Origin of the sequence: Micromonospora sp. DT31 (assembly GCF_049841795.1) — a bacterium.
GTDB lineage: Bacteria > Actinomycetota > Actinomycetes > Mycobacteriales > Micromonosporaceae > Micromonospora.
Genome location: NZ_JBNCKZ010000026.1, coordinates 40,420 through 57,178 on the forward strand (window position 1 = coordinate 40,420; position 16,759 = coordinate 57,178).

At 70.1% G+C, this 16,759-nt stretch carries 18 protein-coding genes and 1 tRNA gene; 9 read left to right on the forward strand and 10 right to left on the reverse strand.

Going from position 1 to position 16,759, the window contains the following annotated elements; translation table 11 throughout:
* Positions 1–2 precede the first annotated feature (2 nt).
* Together ACLQ2X_RS26725 and ACLQ2X_RS26730 are read right to left on the reverse strand one after the other, a co-directional pair.
* Positions 3–1,583 (reverse strand): tetratricopeptide repeat protein, encoded by a 1,581-nt coding sequence (locus ACLQ2X_RS26725; protein ID WP_425683846.1) that lies wholly within the window; start codon positions 1,581–1,583, stop codon positions 3–5.
* A 48-nt stretch (positions 1,584–1,631) separates the two neighbouring features.
* On the reverse strand, positions 1,632–2,102 hold the full coding sequence (locus tag ACLQ2X_RS26730) for a MarR family winged helix-turn-helix transcriptional regulator (RefSeq protein ID WP_425683847.1): 471 nt from the start codon (positions 2,100–2,102) through the stop codon (positions 1,632–1,634).
* 49 nt (positions 2,103–2,151) lie between these two features.
* Here ACLQ2X_RS26730 and ACLQ2X_RS26735 point away from each other — a divergent pair, with 49 nt between their 5' ends.
* Complete coding sequence (locus ACLQ2X_RS26735) at positions 2,152–2,670, forward strand: VOC family protein (RefSeq protein ID WP_425683848.1); 519 nt, start codon at positions 2,152–2,154, stop codon at positions 2,668–2,670.
* A gap of 47 nt (positions 2,671–2,717) precedes the next feature.
* The gene (locus tag ACLQ2X_RS26740) at positions 2,718–3,611 is read left to right on the forward strand and encodes a hypothetical protein (protein WP_425683849.1); all 894 of its coding nucleotides are present in this window, start codon (positions 2,718–2,720) and stop codon (positions 3,609–3,611) included.
* A gap of 66 nt (positions 3,612–3,677) precedes the next feature.
* On the opposite strand, the gene ACLQ2X_RS26745 is transcribed toward ACLQ2X_RS26740, so the two are convergent.
* Positions 3,678–3,851, reverse strand: a complete 174-nt coding sequence (locus tag ACLQ2X_RS26745) for a DUF4236 domain-containing protein (RefSeq protein ID WP_425683860.1) — start codon at positions 3,849–3,851, stop codon at positions 3,678–3,680.
* A gap of 303 nt (positions 3,852–4,154) precedes the next feature.
* On the opposite strand from ACLQ2X_RS26745, the gene ACLQ2X_RS26750 reads away from it, so the two are divergent.
* Complete coding sequence (locus ACLQ2X_RS26750; protein ID WP_425683861.1) at positions 4,155–4,721, forward strand: flavin reductase family protein; 567 nt, start codon at positions 4,155–4,157, stop codon at positions 4,719–4,721.
* Positions 4,722–4,731: 10 nt separating this feature from the next.
* Here the strand turns inward: ACLQ2X_RS26750 and ACLQ2X_RS26755 are convergent, their stop codons facing one another.
* Positions 4,732–5,187, reverse strand: coding sequence for an RrF2 family transcriptional regulator (locus tag ACLQ2X_RS26755; protein WP_425683850.1), 456 nt, complete (start codon positions 5,185–5,187; stop codon positions 4,732–4,734).
* Between the two features lie 7 nt (positions 5,188–5,194).
* The gene (locus tag ACLQ2X_RS26760; protein WP_425683851.1) at positions 5,195–6,109 is read right to left on the reverse strand and encodes a helix-turn-helix transcriptional regulator; all 915 of its coding nucleotides are present in this window, start codon (positions 6,107–6,109) and stop codon (positions 5,195–5,197) included.
* 150 nt (positions 6,110–6,259) lie between these two features.
* On the opposite strand from ACLQ2X_RS26760, the gene ACLQ2X_RS26765 reads away from it, so the two are divergent.
* Positions 6,260–7,036, forward strand: a complete 777-nt coding sequence (locus ACLQ2X_RS26765) for a glucose 1-dehydrogenase (protein ID WP_425683852.1) — start codon at positions 6,260–6,262, stop codon at positions 7,034–7,036.
* Between the two features lie 73 nt (positions 7,037–7,109).
* On the opposite strand, the gene ACLQ2X_RS26770 is transcribed toward ACLQ2X_RS26765, so the two are convergent.
* Entirely contained in the window at positions 7,110–7,541 is a 432-nt protein-coding gene (locus ACLQ2X_RS26770; protein ID WP_053653619.1) for an SsgA family sporulation/cell division regulator, read from the reverse strand.
* Between the two features lie 272 nt (positions 7,542–7,813).
* Here ACLQ2X_RS26770 and ACLQ2X_RS26775 point away from each other — a divergent pair, with 272 nt between their 5' ends.
* From ACLQ2X_RS26775 to ACLQ2X_RS26795, 5 genes are all read left to right on the forward strand, one after another.
* Positions 7,814–8,350, forward strand: coding sequence for a TIGR02611 family protein (locus tag ACLQ2X_RS26775; RefSeq protein ID WP_425683853.1), 537 nt, complete (start codon positions 7,814–7,816; stop codon positions 8,348–8,350).
* A gap of 50 nt (positions 8,351–8,400) precedes the next feature.
* Positions 8,401–8,472: transfer RNA gene (locus tag ACLQ2X_RS26780), tRNA-Val, on the forward strand.
* 396 nt (positions 8,473–8,868) lie between these two features.
* A complete protein-coding gene (locus ACLQ2X_RS26785) occupies positions 8,869–9,177 on the forward strand; it encodes a hypothetical protein (RefSeq protein WP_334463776.1) in 309 nt (102 codons plus the stop codon).
* A gap of 424 nt (positions 9,178–9,601) precedes the next feature.
* The gene (locus ACLQ2X_RS26790; RefSeq protein WP_334463777.1) at positions 9,602–9,916 is read left to right on the forward strand and encodes a hypothetical protein; all 315 of its coding nucleotides are present in this window, start codon (positions 9,602–9,604) and stop codon (positions 9,914–9,916) included.
* A 281-nt stretch (positions 9,917–10,197) separates the two neighbouring features.
* A complete protein-coding gene (locus ACLQ2X_RS26795; protein ID WP_425683854.1) occupies positions 10,198–12,813 on the forward strand; it encodes a PHP domain-containing protein in 2,616 nt (871 codons plus the stop codon).
* A gap of 51 nt (positions 12,814–12,864) precedes the next feature.
* Here the strand turns inward: ACLQ2X_RS26795 and ACLQ2X_RS26800 are convergent, their stop codons facing one another.
* The 4 genes from ACLQ2X_RS26800 to ACLQ2X_RS26815 form a co-directional block, all read right to left on the reverse strand.
* Entirely contained in the window at positions 12,865–14,649 is a 1,785-nt protein-coding gene (locus ACLQ2X_RS26800) for an ADP-ribosylglycohydrolase family protein (protein ID WP_425683855.1), read from the reverse strand.
* Positions 14,646–15,359, reverse strand: a complete 714-nt coding sequence (locus tag ACLQ2X_RS26805) for a DarT ssDNA thymidine ADP-ribosyltransferase family protein (protein ID WP_334463782.1) — start codon at positions 15,357–15,359, stop codon at positions 14,646–14,648. Before ACLQ2X_RS26805 ends, ACLQ2X_RS26800 begins: the two co-directional genes overlap by 4 nt.
* The gene (locus tag ACLQ2X_RS26810) at positions 15,356–16,465 is read right to left on the reverse strand and encodes a 3'-5' exonuclease (protein WP_425683856.1); all 1,110 of its coding nucleotides are present in this window, start codon (positions 16,463–16,465) and stop codon (positions 15,356–15,358) included. Before ACLQ2X_RS26810 ends, ACLQ2X_RS26805 begins: the two co-directional genes overlap by 4 nt.
* An 81-nt stretch (positions 16,466–16,546) precedes the next feature.
* On the reverse strand, positions 16,547–16,759 hold a 213-nt coding region (locus ACLQ2X_RS26815; protein WP_425683857.1), incomplete at its 5' end, for an IS3 family transposase.

Consider the following 16,759-nt stretch of genomic DNA (forward strand, 5'->3'; position numbering starts at 1 on the left):
GGTCAGCGGCGGCGTGTGCAGACCGGGTCGGTGCGGGCCACCGTGTCGGTGGACCAGGCCAGCGCCACGGTGAAGCAGTAGTCGGTGGTGCGGTCGAGCCCGTACACGACGTAGGTGGCGGAGCCGGCGGGCAGCGTGGCGAAGGTGCCCTGCGGCTGTCCGGCGCGGCTCCCGGCGACCACCACCGGCCCTTCCGCCCCGGGCGGGTAGGTCCAGCTCAGCAGGATGTTGTCGCGCCGGTCGGTGAGCGTGAACCGCCCCGGCGGGGTGCCCGGCGCGGCGGCCTGCGGGGTGCCCGGCGGGGGCGTGCCGGTGGCCGGCGGGCCGCTGGCGGCGGGCGGCGGGGAGCTCGCCGTCGTCGGGGTGTCGGGGTCGCCGCCGTCCACCCGGGACACGCCGGCGATCACCGCGATGGTGCCGAGCAGGAGCGCCACCACCACGCCGAGCACCACCAGCGGCAGCCAGGGCAGGGCCCGTCGGGGTGCGGCCGCCTGCCGGGGCACGTGCACGGGCAGGTGTGCCGAGGGCTCCTGCGGCACGTGCCGCACGCCGGGCGCCTCGTCGTCGGTGAGCCCGACCACCGTCGGCGGCAGCGGGTCCACGCCGGGTCGCCACGGCTGCTCGTTTGCCCCGTCGGGCGGCCACGGGTAGTCGTCGAACCCGTCGGCCTCGGGCGGGGTGCGTGGCGTCGGCACGCGCCCGGGGTCGGCGGCCCGGCCCGGCGGGTGGTAGAGCGGCGCGTCGACCGGGTCGTCGAGCGCAGGCGGCGTGTAGGGCGGCAGGTCGTGCGGGCCCTCGTCGGCCGACGGGACCCGGGCGGCGGGCACCACGGGTGCGGCGGGCGCCACGGGTGCGGCGGGCGCCGCCGGGGGCGGCGGTCCGGCGGTGGCGCAGGCGTGGTCGGGGTCGGCCTCCGCCCGGGCCAGTCCGGCCACCTGGCCGGTGAGCGGGTCGTCGGCGTTCAGGTGTTGGCGGGCCAGTTCCTCGGCCAGCGCCAGGTGGTCGTGGGCGTCAACGTACCGGCCGCAGTCGCGTTCCATCGCGCCGAGCTTGGCGAGCATCTTGATGCCGCTGGGGTGGCCGTCGCCGTAGACCTCGCGGTGCAGCTCCCACGCTTCCTGCAACCGGTCGCGGGCCACCTCGCACTGGCCGCGCGCGTATTCCACGGTGGCCAGGTCGGCGTGCGCGGCAAGCACCCGTTGGGACTCCGGCCCGTCGAGGGCGGTCAGCCCGATGATGACGTCGGAGTACAGCCGGGCGGCCCGGGCGTCGCTGCCGACCCGGTGCAGCACCGCGGCCAGGGCCGCGGCCGCGGTGACGGTCCGTTCGTCGGAGCGCCCGTAGAGCCGGCTGGTGGCCGCGTACGCGAACGCGGCCCAGCCCCGGGCGGAGTGCGGTTCGCCGAGCGCGACGAGCACCCGGGCCTGTAGGCCGGCGGCCTCGGCCAGCTCGGGTGAGGCTTGTTCGGGTCGCGGGTCGGCGTCGCTGAGCGCGTCGGCGAGCAGCTGTCGCGCGCCGGGAAGGTCGCCTTCGGACACCAGGTGGTGCGCCTGGACGGTCAGGTCAGCGAAGCCGGAGGACACGCCCCATCGTGCTCACCCGGCGACGGTATGTACAACCCCTGGAGTGGATCAGTTTGGTGGCGATCCGGTCAGGTGCTCGGCGAGGGTCTCGCTGATCCGGCGGAGCTGGTCGACCTGGGCGGGGCTGAGCGCGTCGAACAGGTGTCGGCGCACCCCGGCGACGTGGCCGGGCGCGGCGGCGGCCAGGGTGGCGAAGCCGTCGTCGGTGAGCACGGCGATCTGCCCGCGCCGGTCGGTGGGGCACTCCTCCCGGCGGATCCAGCCGGCGGCCTCCAGCCGGGCGGCGGCGTGCGAGAGCCGGCTGCGTGAGGAGCCGGTGAGCTCGGCCAGCTCGTTCATCCGCAGCCGCCGTCCGGGTGCCTCGGAGAGCCGCACCAGGATCTCGTAGTAGGCGTGTGGCATGCCGGCGTCGTGTTGCAACTCGCGGTCGAGCGTGTCCATCAGCGCCCGGGAGGCGGTCAGGAAGGCCCGCCAGGTCCGTTGCTCGTCAGGGTCCAGCCACCGGGTCATGACGGTCATCATACCCCCCTTTGTTGAATGCTCAACTAAATGCGGGTACGGTCGGCACATGGGAATCCATCGCCTCAACCACGCCGTCCTCTACGTCAGTGACCTGGAACGCAGCGTCGCCTTCTACCGCGACGTGCTGGGCTTCCGCCGCATCCCGATGACGCCGGACGGCTTCCGGGGCGCGGCCTTCCTCCAGGCGCCCGACTCCACCAACGACCACGACCTCGGCCTGTTCGAGATCGGCGGCGCCGCGGCGTCCGAGGCCGGCCGGCGCACCGTCGGCCTCTACCACCTCGCCTGGGAACTCGACACGCTCGACGAACTGGCCGTCACCGCCGAGCGGCTGGCCGCCGCCGGCGCGCTCGTCGGCACGTCCGACCACGGCACCACCAAGAGCCTCTACGGCCGCGACCCGGACGGGTTGGAGTTCGAAATCGTCTGGATCGTCCCGGCCGACCGGCTCGACGACGCCGCGCTCGCCGCGCGCAAGCGAATCGGCCGGCTCGACCTCGACCGCGAGCGGCAGCGCTACGGCGGCCAGACCCGCGGCGGCGTGGGTGTCTCCGTCCCGGCCTGACCGGGTTCCCGACCGGCGCCACCCGCCGGTGGGGTAGAAACGGCACCATGCCGACCGACGCCGTCCTGCGCGAGCTGCTCGTCCGACAGCTCGACCACTGGCTCCCCACCGCGCTGCACCGGGCGCGACGGGCCACCCTCGCGTACGCCGGTGGGGACGCCGCCGGCGCGGAGGCGGCGCTGCGGGTGGTGGCCGAGTTCGCCGACCGGCTGCGCGGACGGCGGCTGACCGTGCTGGTGCTCGCCGACGGCGACCCGGAGCTGCCGGCGCGTCTCGGCGCCGTCGAGGTGGCCCTGCCCGCCGACGTTGCCGTGCACGTGGTGACCGGCCCGCCGGACCGGCTCCCGGTGGCGCTCAAGGCGGCTGGTGCGGCCGGCGCGCCGCTGTTCACGGTCGTGGACGGCGCCGACCCGGACCCGGGCCTGCTGGCCGCTGTCGCATCCGGTCGTCCGGCCGAGCTGTTGCTGGTCACCGCGCCGCACCGGTCGTTGCGCCCGGCGCTGACCGCCGCCGGTTTCCCGCTTGTCACCGAGGTCGAGCTGGTGCCCGAGGGCGGGCCGGCGCGGCTGCTCGGCTACGCCACCGGCTCGGACCGGGGCCTGGAGGCGGTCAAGGAGGCGCTCTGGGCGGTCGACGGGTACGCCGGGGTGCGGTACCGCGACCCGGCCGACCCGGCGGGGCGGCTGCTGGACATCTCGCTCGACCCGGAGCCCGGCCCGCTGCGCCGCGAACTGCTCGCCGAACTGGATCGCGGCGGGTCGCGTACGGTCACCGAGCTGCGGCGTTTCGCCATGACCTCGACCGTCTACCGGGCGGCCGACGCCAGCCGCGCGGTGACCTCGCTGCTCGCCGCCGGCGCGGTGACCCGTGACCCGGAGCACGGCCGGCTCGGCGGGGATGTCGTCATCGCCGCCGTCCCCGGCGCGGAACCTGCGGCCTGAGCACGGCGGCACAGACACCGGTCGGGGCGCCGGCGAATCGCCGACGCCCCGATCCACGTACCGGTATCAGGTCTTGTCCTGCTTCCAGGACAGCGGCCCCGGAAGGTCCACGCGGTGGGCGCGGGTGTTCGAGTTCCAGGACCAGCGGCCGATCTTGATGCTCCACGACGAGAAGCCGTTCTGGGTGAAGTGGAGAATCAGCGGGCCGTACTTCTTGCGCTTGCGGAACTGGACGCCCATCGGGGGTGCCTCCTTCGTCTCCACTGCCTCTGCGGGATCGAACATGCCCGGTCCGTCGATTCGCGAAACCCGGTCGCGGTCCGGCCTGGACGGTGGGCGCTGCACCCGGCAGAATCTCTATTCAACGGGTAGGTGTTAAGGAGTGCTAAATGCTGGTGGGATGGGCTCGTGGCGAAGTCGGCGGCGGCAGTCTCACCTGTTGGAAGAGCTTTGACCGACCGGGAGGGCGGTCGGCAGCATGAGGACATGTCGCAGCGGAACGAGTTCCCCCGCACCGCCGGGCCCCAGCGGGCGGGTCACCTCGTGACCACCGTGGACCGGCCCGACGCCGGGGCCGTCGAACTGCGCCCGGTCGACGTCGACTCGTTCCGCGGCCTGCTGCGCCGCCAGGCCTCCACCGTCACCGTGGTGACCACCCCCGGCCTGCGCGGGAACCGGATCCGACCGGACCTGCCCCCGGCCGGCTTCACCGCCACCTCGTTCACCTCGGTGTCGCTCGACCCGCCGCTGGTCTCGGTGTGCCTCGGCCGCGCCTCGTCGAGCTGGCCGACTGTCGAACAGGCCGAACACGTCGCCGTGCACCTGCTCGCCGCCGGGCAGCAGGAGATCGCCGAGATCTTCGCCACCAGCGGCATCGACCGCTTCACCGCCCACCCGGGCTGGGCCACCGGGCCGTTCGGGGTGCCGTTGATCGGCGACGCGCTGGCCGTGCTGCTGTGCCGGGTGGTCCGCCGGATCGCCGCCGGCGACCACACCATCCTGCTCGGCGAGCCGCTCGCACTCGGCGCGGGCGAGGACGGCGACCCGCTGCTGCACCACCGCGGCCGCTATACCACCACGCTCGACGAGCGGCCCGGCCCGTCGTGGTGACCGCGGCACCTCACCGCGGCTCCCACGCGTCCGGCTGAGCGGTCAGCCGCCGCACGTGCGCCGGCAGCCGACCGCTGACCAGCTCGTCCAGGCTCACCTCGTCGACCACCCGCCGCACCGAGGCGCGTACCGCCACCCAGAGGCGGGGCAGGTTCTCCGCCGCGCCCTCGTACCGGGTCTCCTCCGGGCGCAGTCCGCGTACCCCCGCCAGGGGGCCGTCGACGGCGCGCAACACATGCCCGATGGTGATGTCCCGCGGCGGCCGGGCCAGGGTGTAGCCGCCCTCGGCCCCGCGCTGGGCCCGGACGACCCCGGACCGGCGCAGATCGGCCAGCACCGCCTCGAGGAACTTGCGGGGCATGTCCTGCTCCGCCGCGATGGCCTGGGTGGACAGCAGGGCGGGGTACGCGGTGGCCAGGCTCAGGGCCGCCCGGACCGCGTAGTCGCCGCGCGCGGATATCTGCACCCTGCCATCATGCCTGGCCGGCCGGGGCGGGGGAGTCGGCGGGCGGGCGCGGTCGCACCAGACGGACGGGCAGGGGACGCTCCCGGTCGGCCCGGAACGTCCCCGGGCTCACCCCGACCTCGCGGGTGAAGAACCGGCCGAAGTTGGTCGGCTCGGGGAAACCGAGCGCCCGGCCGATCCGGGCGATCGACTCGTCGGTGGCGGCCAGCAACCGGCACGCCTGCAACGCCACCCGCTCGTCGATGACCTGCTTGGCGCTGCGGCCGGTCACCGCCAGGCAGGCCCGGGTGAGGGTCCGCACCGAGCAGCCCAGCTCGGCGGCGTAGTCCTCGACCCGGCGGGTGTGCCGGTAACCGCGCTCCACCTCCCGGCACAACCGCCGGAACGTCTCCGTCTCGGCCCGCGGGGTCGGCGTGCCGCCGGGGTGCGGCAGCAGGGCCAGCCGCAGCAGCAGCACGGCGAGCTGGTGTCGCAGCAGCGCCTCGGCGGCCGGCAGCCGCGCGTGCCGGTCGGCGTCCACGGCCAACTGGCTCACCTCGTTGATCACCGCGTCCGCGTCCTCGCCGGCGAGCTGGCGGTGCGCGGGCAACGCGTCCGGATCCACGTCCAGGCCGCGCAGCGCGTCCGGCCCCCAACCCACCACCGTCGCGTCGAGCTGCGAGCCGAGGCAGCGCAGCACCTGACCGGGGCGGGCGCGCACCAGGGTGCCCGGACGGCAGGGCAGCGCCCGGAAGTCCAGTTCCGCGCTGCCGTGACCGTGGGTGACGAGGATCAGCAGGTCGCGATCCAGCATGGCCGGCCGGGGCCAACCCGGTGCGGGCGCGAGGTCGTCGAGCGCGCCGGTGACGATCGCGCCGGGCCCGAGGTGGGGCGCCGACAGCCCGGTGCGGGTGGCCGGGGAGGGCTGACCGGTAGTGACCATCACCCCGACGGTAACCGGCCCGGGCGCACGTTGCATCCCGACGGTTTCACCGCTCTTGTCGCCGTGTGCCGCGGACGGTTACGTTACCGATCGGTAAGGACCGGGCCGGCGACCGGCCCCGGCCCCGAAGGCGACGGCGATGGGATGGGCATGACGGATCTGTTCTCGGTCGACGGCAAGACGGTCTTGGTCACCGGCGGTTCCCGGGGGATCGGGCTGATGATCGCCCGGGGCTTCGTGCGGGCCGGCGCCCGGGTGATCATCTCCTCACGCAAGGCCGACGTGTGCGAGTCGGTGGCCACGGAACTCTCCGCCGAGGGACACTGCGAGGCCATCCCGGCCGACCTGGGCGACGACGAGGGTGCCCTGGCGCTCGCCGAGGCGGTACGGCAGCGCCACGACCGGCTGCACGTGCTCGTCAACAACGCCGGGGCGACCTGGGGCGCGCCGCTGGAGGAGTACCCGGGCAGCGCCTTCGACAAGCTCTGGGCGGTCAACGTCAAGGCGGTGTTCCGGCTCACCACCGCGCTGCTGCCGCAACTGCGCGCCGCGGCCGACGCCGACGACCCCGCCCGCGTGATCAACATCGGGTCGATCGACGGCATCCGGGTGCCGTGGATGGAGGTGTACGCCTACTCCGCCACCAAGGCCGCCGTGCACATGCTCACCCGCGGCCTGGCCCACCAGCTCGCCGGCGAGCAGATCACCGTGAACGCGATCGCACCGGGACCGTTCGAGAGCAAGATGATGGCGTTCGCCCTGGACGACCCGGAATCGCGCGCCGCCATCGAGCAGCAGGTGCCGCTGGGCCGGATCGGCCGCCCCGAGGACATGGCCGGCACCGCGATCTACCTGGCCTCGCGTGCCGGCGCGTACCTCACCGGAGCGGTCATCCCGGTCGACGGCGGGATCACCACGCGCGGCTGAGCGCGTACCCGGTGCGGACACGGCCCGGGGCCGCGCGGACTCGGCAGATCCGCGCGGCCCCGGGTGTGCCGTGTCAGCGCCCGGCGAGCAGCCGGGTCACCGCGGTGTCGACGTCCAGGTGCTCGGCCTCCCGGCCGCGCGGAACGACGACGTAGGTCCGACGCAGGAACCGCACCAGCACACTGCGCGGGACCTCGAACAGGGCGTTACCGTCCGGGGACGACAACGCCAACGCGACGAAGTCACCCCGCGGAGTGGCCCACGGCCAGACCCGGACATCGCCGATACCGGCCGGCTCGTCGAGACCGGTGACCAGCAGCTCGCGGGCGAACGACCAGCTCACCGCCTCGCCGCCGGCGGACTCGGCATGGAACAGGACATGGACCGCATACGGGTCAGCAGGGTCGTAACGCAGGCTGGCACGCACCGGCAAGGCGGTGGCGTCAGGCGCGACGAGCCTTAGCGACGTCTCGACCTCTACGGTCGTCGGTCGGATGACACTCATGGACGTTCTCCCCCCGGCACCGCTGCGGAACGCGCGTGTCCCGCTTTTCCCATACTCAGGTGCTGCTCCTGGCTACGCTCCGCCATACGCTGACTTCACCCAGTGGTGGGAAGGGGGTCGGAAAACCCTCGGGACCGCTCAGCCCCGCGTAGGATTTCCGGTTCGCCCACTCCGTCGTCCCGCCCGGCAACGGGTGGTTCAGTCGTCGACTTACTCCGGTAACGTCCAGTCGTCAGCGGGGGTGACGGTCCCGGGCGACACTGGGGGTGGAAATGGTCACGGGGAGCTCCTCGGCGACGTCGAGGACCAGGGCCGAATCGCCGAAAGGTGCGGCCCGAGCAGCCGAAAGGCGGGGGTACGAGGTGCCGGTGCACGAGCGTTCGAAAAGCGCTCCCACGCTACGCCGTGGGCCGCGTGGCTGGCGCGGACGGCTGCACACCACGCTCGACCTCATCCGTGCCAACCCCACCGGCCGCGTCGCCCTCAAGATCTTCATCGGTGTCCTCGGCGCCCTCGTGGTCACCGTCGGCGTCGCGCTGATCCCTCTGCCCGGCCCGGGGTGGCTGCTGGTCATCGCCGGCCTCGGCGTCTGGGCCGTCGAGTTCCACTGGGCCCGACGGCTGCTCGCGTTCACCCGCCGACACGTCAACGCGTGGACCCGCTGGATCACCCGACAGTCGCTGCCGGTGCGCTTCGTGCTCGGCGCGATCGGGCTGGTGTTCGTGTCCGTGGTGGTGTGGCTGTCGCTCAAGTACAGCCTCGGCATCGACGTCGTGGCGCGGGCCCTGCACTACCTCGCAACCCACTGAGACCCGGTTTTTGGTCCGGGCCGGCGATCGGGTAGAGTCATGCGCGCTGAGGGCGATTAGCTCAGCGGGAGAGCGCTTCGTTCACACCGAAGAGGTCACTGGTTCGATCCCAGTATCGCCCACCGTAAGTATGTGCAGGTAGGAAGCCCGTAGCCGGATTCACCGGTAACGGGCTTCCGTACTGTTGCCCCTTAAATTGGGAGCAGATTGGGAGCAGGCAGCTCCCTGCGTACCGGCGCCAAGCCGGAATGGCACCGCCCGGCTCATGTAACCCGTTGAAAGTCGAGTACCGAGCACGGCTGATGCCACGCGGCAACAACTCAGATGCTCAGGACCAACATGCCGAGGGCCCCGGGACCAGTCCGGTGCGCAGGCGTGCTGGGGCGGCAGCTTTACTAGAAAGTAAGTGTGGACACAGCTGCGCGTTGCGCCCTGGCTGTGACCTCGCCGTAGCCTTCGAGAAAGCTCGTACGTAGATCCGGGCGCAGCGGCCAAATCTGGGTGGAGAGTCGTATGAGGTGAAGGGCGGCGAGGCCGCAGCGACTGTGATCGAAGTCGATCAGCCGGACGGTTCCGTCCTTGTTGTAGATCGTGCCTTCGAGATGGACTCGGCCGAGGACGTGATCGACCAGATGGCGCCGAGGACCGCCGACATGGTCTCGCACAACCCGCACGCCGACTCCATCCAGGACCGGGGCACCGAGACGCCGGGGTGGCTGAGCTTCTTGCGGCTGACCACCGACCTCGGGTCGGTGACCGTCTTGGAGTCCACGGACGGGTTCGGCCGCACCGTCGCTGCTTACCAAGGGCTCGGGATCACGTTCTAGCCGGCTGTGGGAGCTCGCGCAGATCTCCGACGAGCGGAGCGTCACGCACGAGAGTCCCGAGGACCTGTTCGCCGCCGCGATCAGTTCCCGACCGCCTCGATGAGCTGTACGCCGCGGCGGTCAATCTGAGCGAGGTCCAATCTGAGCGAGGTCGTTGACGGCGAGGGCGTCGCGCTGGTCGACACCAAGGGCTACGACGATCCCGAGATGAAGCGCATGTTCGCCGCGGTCTCCGATCTCGTCTCCGAATGGCGGGCCGTACGTCGCCGAGCCGACCGGATACGTGCGGATCTGGACGACAGCGGGGACGAAGAGTGACCCGCGAGGGCGGGCGCTGAGCCCGGAGGCGTATGACACCGCCTGCGACCTTGCCGGCGCGAGCCTTCTGCGACGAATCCCGGCGGCTGCGACGCTGCTACAGATCGTGGAGGAGAAGCTGTGGTCGGAGTTCGTGGCGGCCGTCTACATCGCGGCCGACTCGAACAACGCCGTTCGCTACGTCTTGAGCGCGGTCCGGTCGGGACTGGCCAGCGTGAACGACCGTATCCAGGAGCATGTACCAGCCGGTCGGGCCACACGCTGGACCCGCCTGATGGTGGTGCCGCTGATCCCGGACACCGAGGTGACTCTCGTGCGTCGGGTCGAAGGACGCGTCGGCGCGGTGCTGCAGCCGTTGGACACGATGCGGCTGCCGACCATCAGGGCCAGAAGGCCTGCAGGCTTCAGCACGCCTCGGTAACGGAACGTGCGGATGGTTGGCTTCGTCCTTGAACGGTGCGGCCGACCACCCCGCCAAGCCCGAACGCCTCGGCGGATCGGACGGCTGGTCGAGCCAATGGTCCGGTGAACCTTCATCCGGTTGGCGCCTGTCCGTACGTGTGGGCGAGTGTCGCCCCTCTTCTTCAGCTCACCGAGCGTTAGGGTATCGAGCCGGACGCTCAGACGGCGGCGAATGATCACGGAGCGAGTGCTTTGACGTCAGCAACGGCACCAACGGAAAGCAGCCAGGCAGCATCGCCAGTGAGCGCGAAGCACGGACCCGCACGGTTCTGGGCCGTCGACCTCCACGTCCACACCCCAGCCTCGCGCGACGTCGACGTGCACACCTACGGCGCCACCGAGGCCCGGCAGATCGTCGACGCGGCGATCGCCGCCGGACTCCACGCGATCGCCGTCACCGACCACAACACAGCGGGCTGGTGCGACCGGATGGCCGAGGCCGCTCGCGACACGACGCTCGTGGTGCTGCCCGGTCTGGAACTCAGCACGGCCGAAGGGCACCTCCTCGCCATCTGGGAGGTGGGCACCCCGGCCCAGCATCTCGAGGACGTGCTCGTCGAACTCGGCGTTGTCCGCGCCGACCACGGTGACCTCCAGAAGGCCCTGGACAAGGGCTTCGGCGATACCGCAAAGATCATTGCCGCCCGAGGCGGCCTGGCGATCCCGGCGCACGCCGACCGGGAGAAGGGCCTGCTCCGCCTCGCCGTCGCTGACCGGATCAACCAGACGCTGCTCGACGACGCCATCAGCGCGGTGGAGATCGTCGACGTCACCGAGGCCGAGCGGATCAAGACGCGGCTCGACGGCCGGCGCGAGCTTGCGCTTGTCCGCAGCTCGGACACCACCGCACCCGGCGTGAGCTGGCATGTCCTGCGCGGCATCGGTCATCGTCGAACCTGGATCAAGGCGTCGCGGCCCGACCTGCGCGGCCTCCGGCACGCACTGGCGGATCCGGAGTTGCGTGTCCGCCTGGACGAGCCCGGAGCGCCGGAGCACACGGTGATCGAGTCGGTGACCGTGACCGGTGGGTTCCTCGACGGGCAGCAGTTCCGGTTCTCGTGTGACCTCAACTGCCTGCTTGGCGGGACCGGCGCCGGCAAGTCGCTGCTGATTGAGCTGGTCCGGTTCGCCCTCGACCAGCAGACCGACGCTGGCGACTTCCCTCAGGTCCGCACGGAGGTCGACTCCCGGCTCAAGTACGCCCTCACCTCCGGCTCGACTGTCGAGGTCGTCCTCACCCGTGGCCACGCGCGGTGCCTCGTGCGCCGGGCGTACTTCGAGGACGGCTCCACCCAGCCGGAGTTCATTGGCGACACCGAGCAGCTGACGGGCCTGGCCGGCCGGATCGCGATCACCGGTTTCTCGCAGAGCGAGGTGATCGAGTACGCTCGAACGCCGGTCGGCCGGATGGCGCTCATCGACGCCGCGCTCGACCTGACCGAGTTCGAGATCCGCGAATCGGACGCGGTCGGCCGGCTCATCGACAACGGCCGACTTATCGGCTCGCTCGAGTCCAAGATCGGACAGGTTCGCGCCAGGTTGGAGACCCTCCCAGACGTCGAGAAGCGGCTGGAGGAACTGTCCGGCCTGTTCGACGGCGAGACCATCAAGATGCAGGCAAGGTGGAGTGCCGAGAAGGCCCTCTTTGAGCCGGTCGTCGGCATCCCCGAACTGAAGATCACCGCCCGTACCGAAGGCGGGGACAAGTTCCGGGGCTCGGCCGCGGTCGCCGACAATCAAGATCTTTACCAGCGAGTGCAGGCGGCGTACAAGCAGCTGCGGGAGGCGACCGAGGCGGCCAACGCGCAGGTAGCCCATGTCCTGTTGGTGGTGAACAAGGAGCTTGTCGCCGTCCGGCAGGAGTGGGTCGAGCGGTACCGGAAGTTCGACCAGGAACTCGCCGAGGCGGTCAGTCGCATCGACATCGACAACAAGGGCCTGGCCGCGCTGCGCACCCGGCTGGTGGAACTTCAGACGGAGAAGGCGAAGCTCGACGCCCAGCGGACCCAGCTCAACGACGAGTTTCTGCCGAACTTGGCCGTCGCCACGACCTATCGGGAAGAGTTGATCGCCGAGCTGCTCGAGGCGCGCAAAGCACGCCGTCGGCGGCGCGAAGAACGGATCAAGGCGCTCAACAAGCTGATGGGCGGCATTGTCCGGATCAAGATGCTCTCTGAGAACGACGACTCAGCCTATCTGGCCGACCTGACCGCCATCGCCAAGGGATCCCGGCTGCGCGCCCCGGTGCTCAAGCTGATCTGCGAAAAGACTCTGCCGGTAAAACTGGTTCGCTCGTTCCTCGCCGACGACGTCGACGGCGTGTGTACCGCTACCGGCGCCGAACGCAAGCACGTCGAGACCCTGTTCGACCACGTGCGGGAGAAAGGCATCATCGAGGACTTCCTGCGTTTGCAAACCCTCGACCTGCACGACGGCCTGTCCGTCGAGTTCCGCAAGCAGGCCAACGATGGCTATGTGCCGATCGAGCGGCTCGCGCACGGCCAGAAGTGCACCGCCATCCTCATTATCGCCCTCGCCGACGGCAACGACCCTCTGATCATCGACCAGCCCGAGGACGCGCTCCACGCCCCGTGGATCGAGGAATACCTTGTCGCGAAACTGCGCGACTTGCGCGGTGGCCGGCAGTACATCTTCGCCACCCGCAGCCCTGGCCTAGTCGTCTCCGCCGATGCCGAAATGATCATTACTCTCACCTCGGACGCGAACAACGGCGTCGTCGAAGCTACCGGCTCCCTCGAACGCCACGACCTCAACGTCCTGACGCTGTACCACCTGGAAGGCGGTCCCGTGCCCTTCAAACGCCGAACCGTCAAGCTCGGTTCGTCGATGAACTAGCTCGGCTACGCCGACAAACAGCGGGCGCAACGAGGACTGTCGGCTTCCTTCTCAACGTTCTGGCTTCATGTCCCGTTGAGTACGGGTGTGGCGTTGGCTGACCCGCACGATGCGTCCGTCCGGGTCCTTGACTTCGAGGACGTCCTGAGGACCTCCCTCACCGTGTTGGGTCTTCAGTCCAAGCCGTCTTGCAACGTCGGAAAGTAGGCTAACCGTGATCTGCACGCTGACTGATGCGGTGTCGATCGGAGCATCGGCAGCCTGTTGCTGGAGTAGAAGCCCCGGACCGATGTGAGCTGTGCCGGAGCGTACGGGGATGTCACGCCCGATGAGCTGGGCGTAGAACGCGGCTGACCGAGTGAGGCTCCGGGCGGCGAGGATGACGGCTGCTTCCGGCGATACATCTTTATCCGCTGAAGCGGTGGCCGTGGGCGCGCTTGACTCGTCGTGGCGTCTGCCGCTTTGTTGGTCGGCGGGGGCGAGTGGGGGCGGGGAATCAGGTACCGGCGCGTCGATGAGGACGGTCTGACCGTCGCTAAGCTGCAGTCGTGTGCGAAGAACGCCGTCATCGAGGGCCTTGAGCTCGGCGATGCGGAAACGGCGCCCGTCAGGGAATTCGTGCAGCTTTGAGGAAGCGTTGTCGGCGGACGCGTTGAGCAGCGTGCGTTTCAGCCCTTCGCGTAGGTGACGTGGCTGGAATTCCGGCCAGTGATGAGGGTCCTTAATTCGCGCTTGGCTGTGTTCGGCGATCTTGACGAGGTAGGCGGCGTCCTGAACGGTGAGTGCGAGATCGCCGAGCCAGTCGATGCCGTGCAAGGCGCCGAGTATCGCGCCGGTCATCGATGCCAGCGTGTCGGTGTCGGCTTTGCGCAGGAACGCCGCGGTTAGCAGGCCGCCTTGAGGGCGGGCAGCGAATCGACTTGCTAGGTAGATGGCGGCTGTTGCGGTGACAGTCCCGGAGCCGTTGACCTTGGGATCAGTGCAGCCGATTCGTTCGAGGGTGCTCTCGGGGTTGCTCATCGCGCCCTGCTGCAGCGAGTCCGCGATGATTTCTAACAGTTGCTGTGCTTCTTTGTTGGTGTCGCGCCAGGCGTCGGCGAAGTGATCTAGTTCGCTGCTGGTGGCCCAACTGGCAGGCAGTTCCTGGAGGATCTGGTCGGCGTCGATTAGGCCGCCAGCGGCCGCTCCGATGCTGTCGCCGAATCCGTGGGTGGCTTGTGTCTGGGCGGCGTGTCGCAGGGCGAAAGCGTAGACGAGTGCGCCGACCAGGGCTCGTGGGTGCCCGTGAGTGGTGATGCCGTCACGCACGACACGTTGAATGAGGGCGCGGGGGGTATCGGCCCACAGTACGTGGGGAGCGATGCGCATGGCGATCCCGTTGGCGCCCGCGTTGCGGTATCTGTCCCGTGCATCTTGGGAGCGGGCCGACTTTCCAAGATCCCAGGGTGGGCGGCCGGAGGCCCATGCCCCGGCTGCGCGCAGTACTGCCCCGCCGCCGCCGCGCTGGTAGAGCAACCAGGTCGGAAGTTCGGCCTCAGTGAGCCGCTGCCACCAGCGGTCACCGGCCAGGCAAGCGCGGGCGGTCGCGAGTAGCAGCTGCGTGTCGTCGCTGTATTCGCCTGGCTGCACAAGGTCGCGGTAGCGGCTGGAGTAATGCCCGGCGTGGCGGATCCAACTGCGGAAGGTCATCTGCGGCTTGACGCGGTCGCGTTCCTTCTGACCGCCGATCAGGCCGCCGCGGGCTTCCTGCGGCCAGCCGAGCGCGTCGCCGACCGCGGCGCCCAGGAACATGCCTGTCGCGACCTGCGCGCTCAGGCGGGTGTTTGCAGTCATCATGCCGCCTTGGGAGACCAGGGGGTCTCGCTAAAGTATTGGCTGTTCTGAACAGCTCTGGTGATCGACCACTTGTCGAACATGTCGGACGAGATCACGTAGTTCACGTGGTCCGGCAGGGCTACACCAAAGCGGTCCAAACGTCCGTACTCCTCTTCTGCCGCTGCCTCACTGGGGAACACGATCGCACGGATCACCGACATTGGCACCGGCGCAACGACCAGCACTTCAGCTTGTACGTCGGTCGGGCTGCCGGGGTCGTGGTTCGGCCCGCGGGTGTACACCTTCTGCCCGACCACCGTGTCCGCATAGCAGGCGCGAAGGCCGTCGACACCCGGCCGGGCGATGCCGGCCGACGCTGCGGCGTTGCGCGGGCAAAACAGCGTGCCCGAGGCTGCGGCGACCATTTTGTCCAGAAGCAGGCAGACCCAGTCAGGGTAGTTCACCGAGGCCGCCTTGCCCTTGGCTCTGTCGAAGTAGAAACCGTTCGGGTACTGGAGGCTGCAGCACACTCGGTCGGGTCGGCCGTCCAACCGGTCTAGGTCGGTGGCGCTGTAGCAGGCCCGCACGTCCTGGGCCAGGTCAGCGACACTGCGCAGGAGACCGTCGACGATGATGTGGGGCAGATTCCGGGCAGGGGTGAAGTGAGCCAGCCGGGCAAGTTTCATCTCCGTCAGCTCGGCGGCGACCGCGAGGTCGAGCGGCGCGGTCATCGGGCTACCGTCACCTGGTAGAGGCCCGAGCTAGCTGACGGGAGTAACGGGGTCAGCTCACCGGTGTGGGTGATGATGAGTTCGTCGCGGGCGCGGGTGACTCCGACGTAGAGCAGTCTGCTCTCCCGGGCGGCGGCCTCGTCATCGCCGAACGCGGCCACTGTCTCGGGGTTGGGGCACCGGTCGGCGCCGCAGAACGGCAGGAACACCACGTCGAACTCCAGTCCCTTCGCCGAGTGATAGGTGCCGGCGTATACCCCTGCCGTGATCTCCCACTGGTCGAGGCCATCGTGCAGCGCGCGGACTCCGGGGATGCCTCGCGAGGCCCTGCGGGCTTCGGCGCGGGTGCGGGTGAGGATGCCGACCCGGGACACTTTGCCGAAGCTGGCCGCGTTCGCCGCGACCGCCGGTGCCTCGACCTCGGCCGACGAGTACCGGACCAACGTCGGTTTCGCGCCAGCGGCTCGCTGCGGTGCCCGCGGCTCGACCAGGTCGGCGGAGTCCTGGAAATGCGGCATCTCGCTCATGCCGATGGCCAGCCGGGCGATCTCCGGGCTGTTGCGGTAGTTGTCGAGGAACTCCTCGGTCTTGGCCACCGTCAGACCGCAGGACCGCCAGGACACCCGCTGCCCGTAGATCTGCTGGGCGTAATCAGCGAACAAGGTCAGACTGCCGTCGCCTGGGATAGCCGCGGCGAGGGAGCGGATCGCCTCCGGCGACAGGTCCTGCGCCTCGTCGACCACGATGTGCTTGTACCGGCGCGGCTGCGGGTCGTCAGCGAGCGCCGCGCGCACCGCGGACGGCACGCCGGCCCAGTCGTAGGGCAGCCCGGCCCCGGCGCGGGTGGCGAGATAGTGCATGCGGATTGCCCAAACTGCCTGCCGTTGCGACGGCTGCAGTGGCTCCATCCGGCCGACGCGTCGCACTGCAAGGTAGTCGGGCAGCGTGGCCAAGCCGTTACCGTCGATCCACTCCAGCTCGTCAAGGAAGAAGTCGGTCGCCCGGTCGAAGAACGTGCTCGGGCGGTAGGTGGTGGCCGTGGCCTTGACCGCCTGCTCGACGTAGTAGCGGCGCTGATTCGGGGTCGCGATCTGGTGGTTGCCCATCCGGCCACGGGCGGCCAGATATCCGCGGCCGAACCGGCCGTACGTCTCGACTGAGTTCCCCCCGCTTTGATGGAGCGGTGGTTACCTGCTGCCGGCTGGTGCAGGGGTGGCGATAGGTGGTTCGGCTGGTTGCGTCTGGCTGTGCCAGGCGGTCTCGTATTCGTTTGGGCTGAGGTAGCCCAGTTCCTTCTGGATGCGGCGGGTGTTGTACCAGCCGTAATGGCAACCGAGGACGCCCGTACCAGCCGATGGCCGTTGAGCCGGGGAATCGAGAGCGGCGCCTCGTTGAGGATC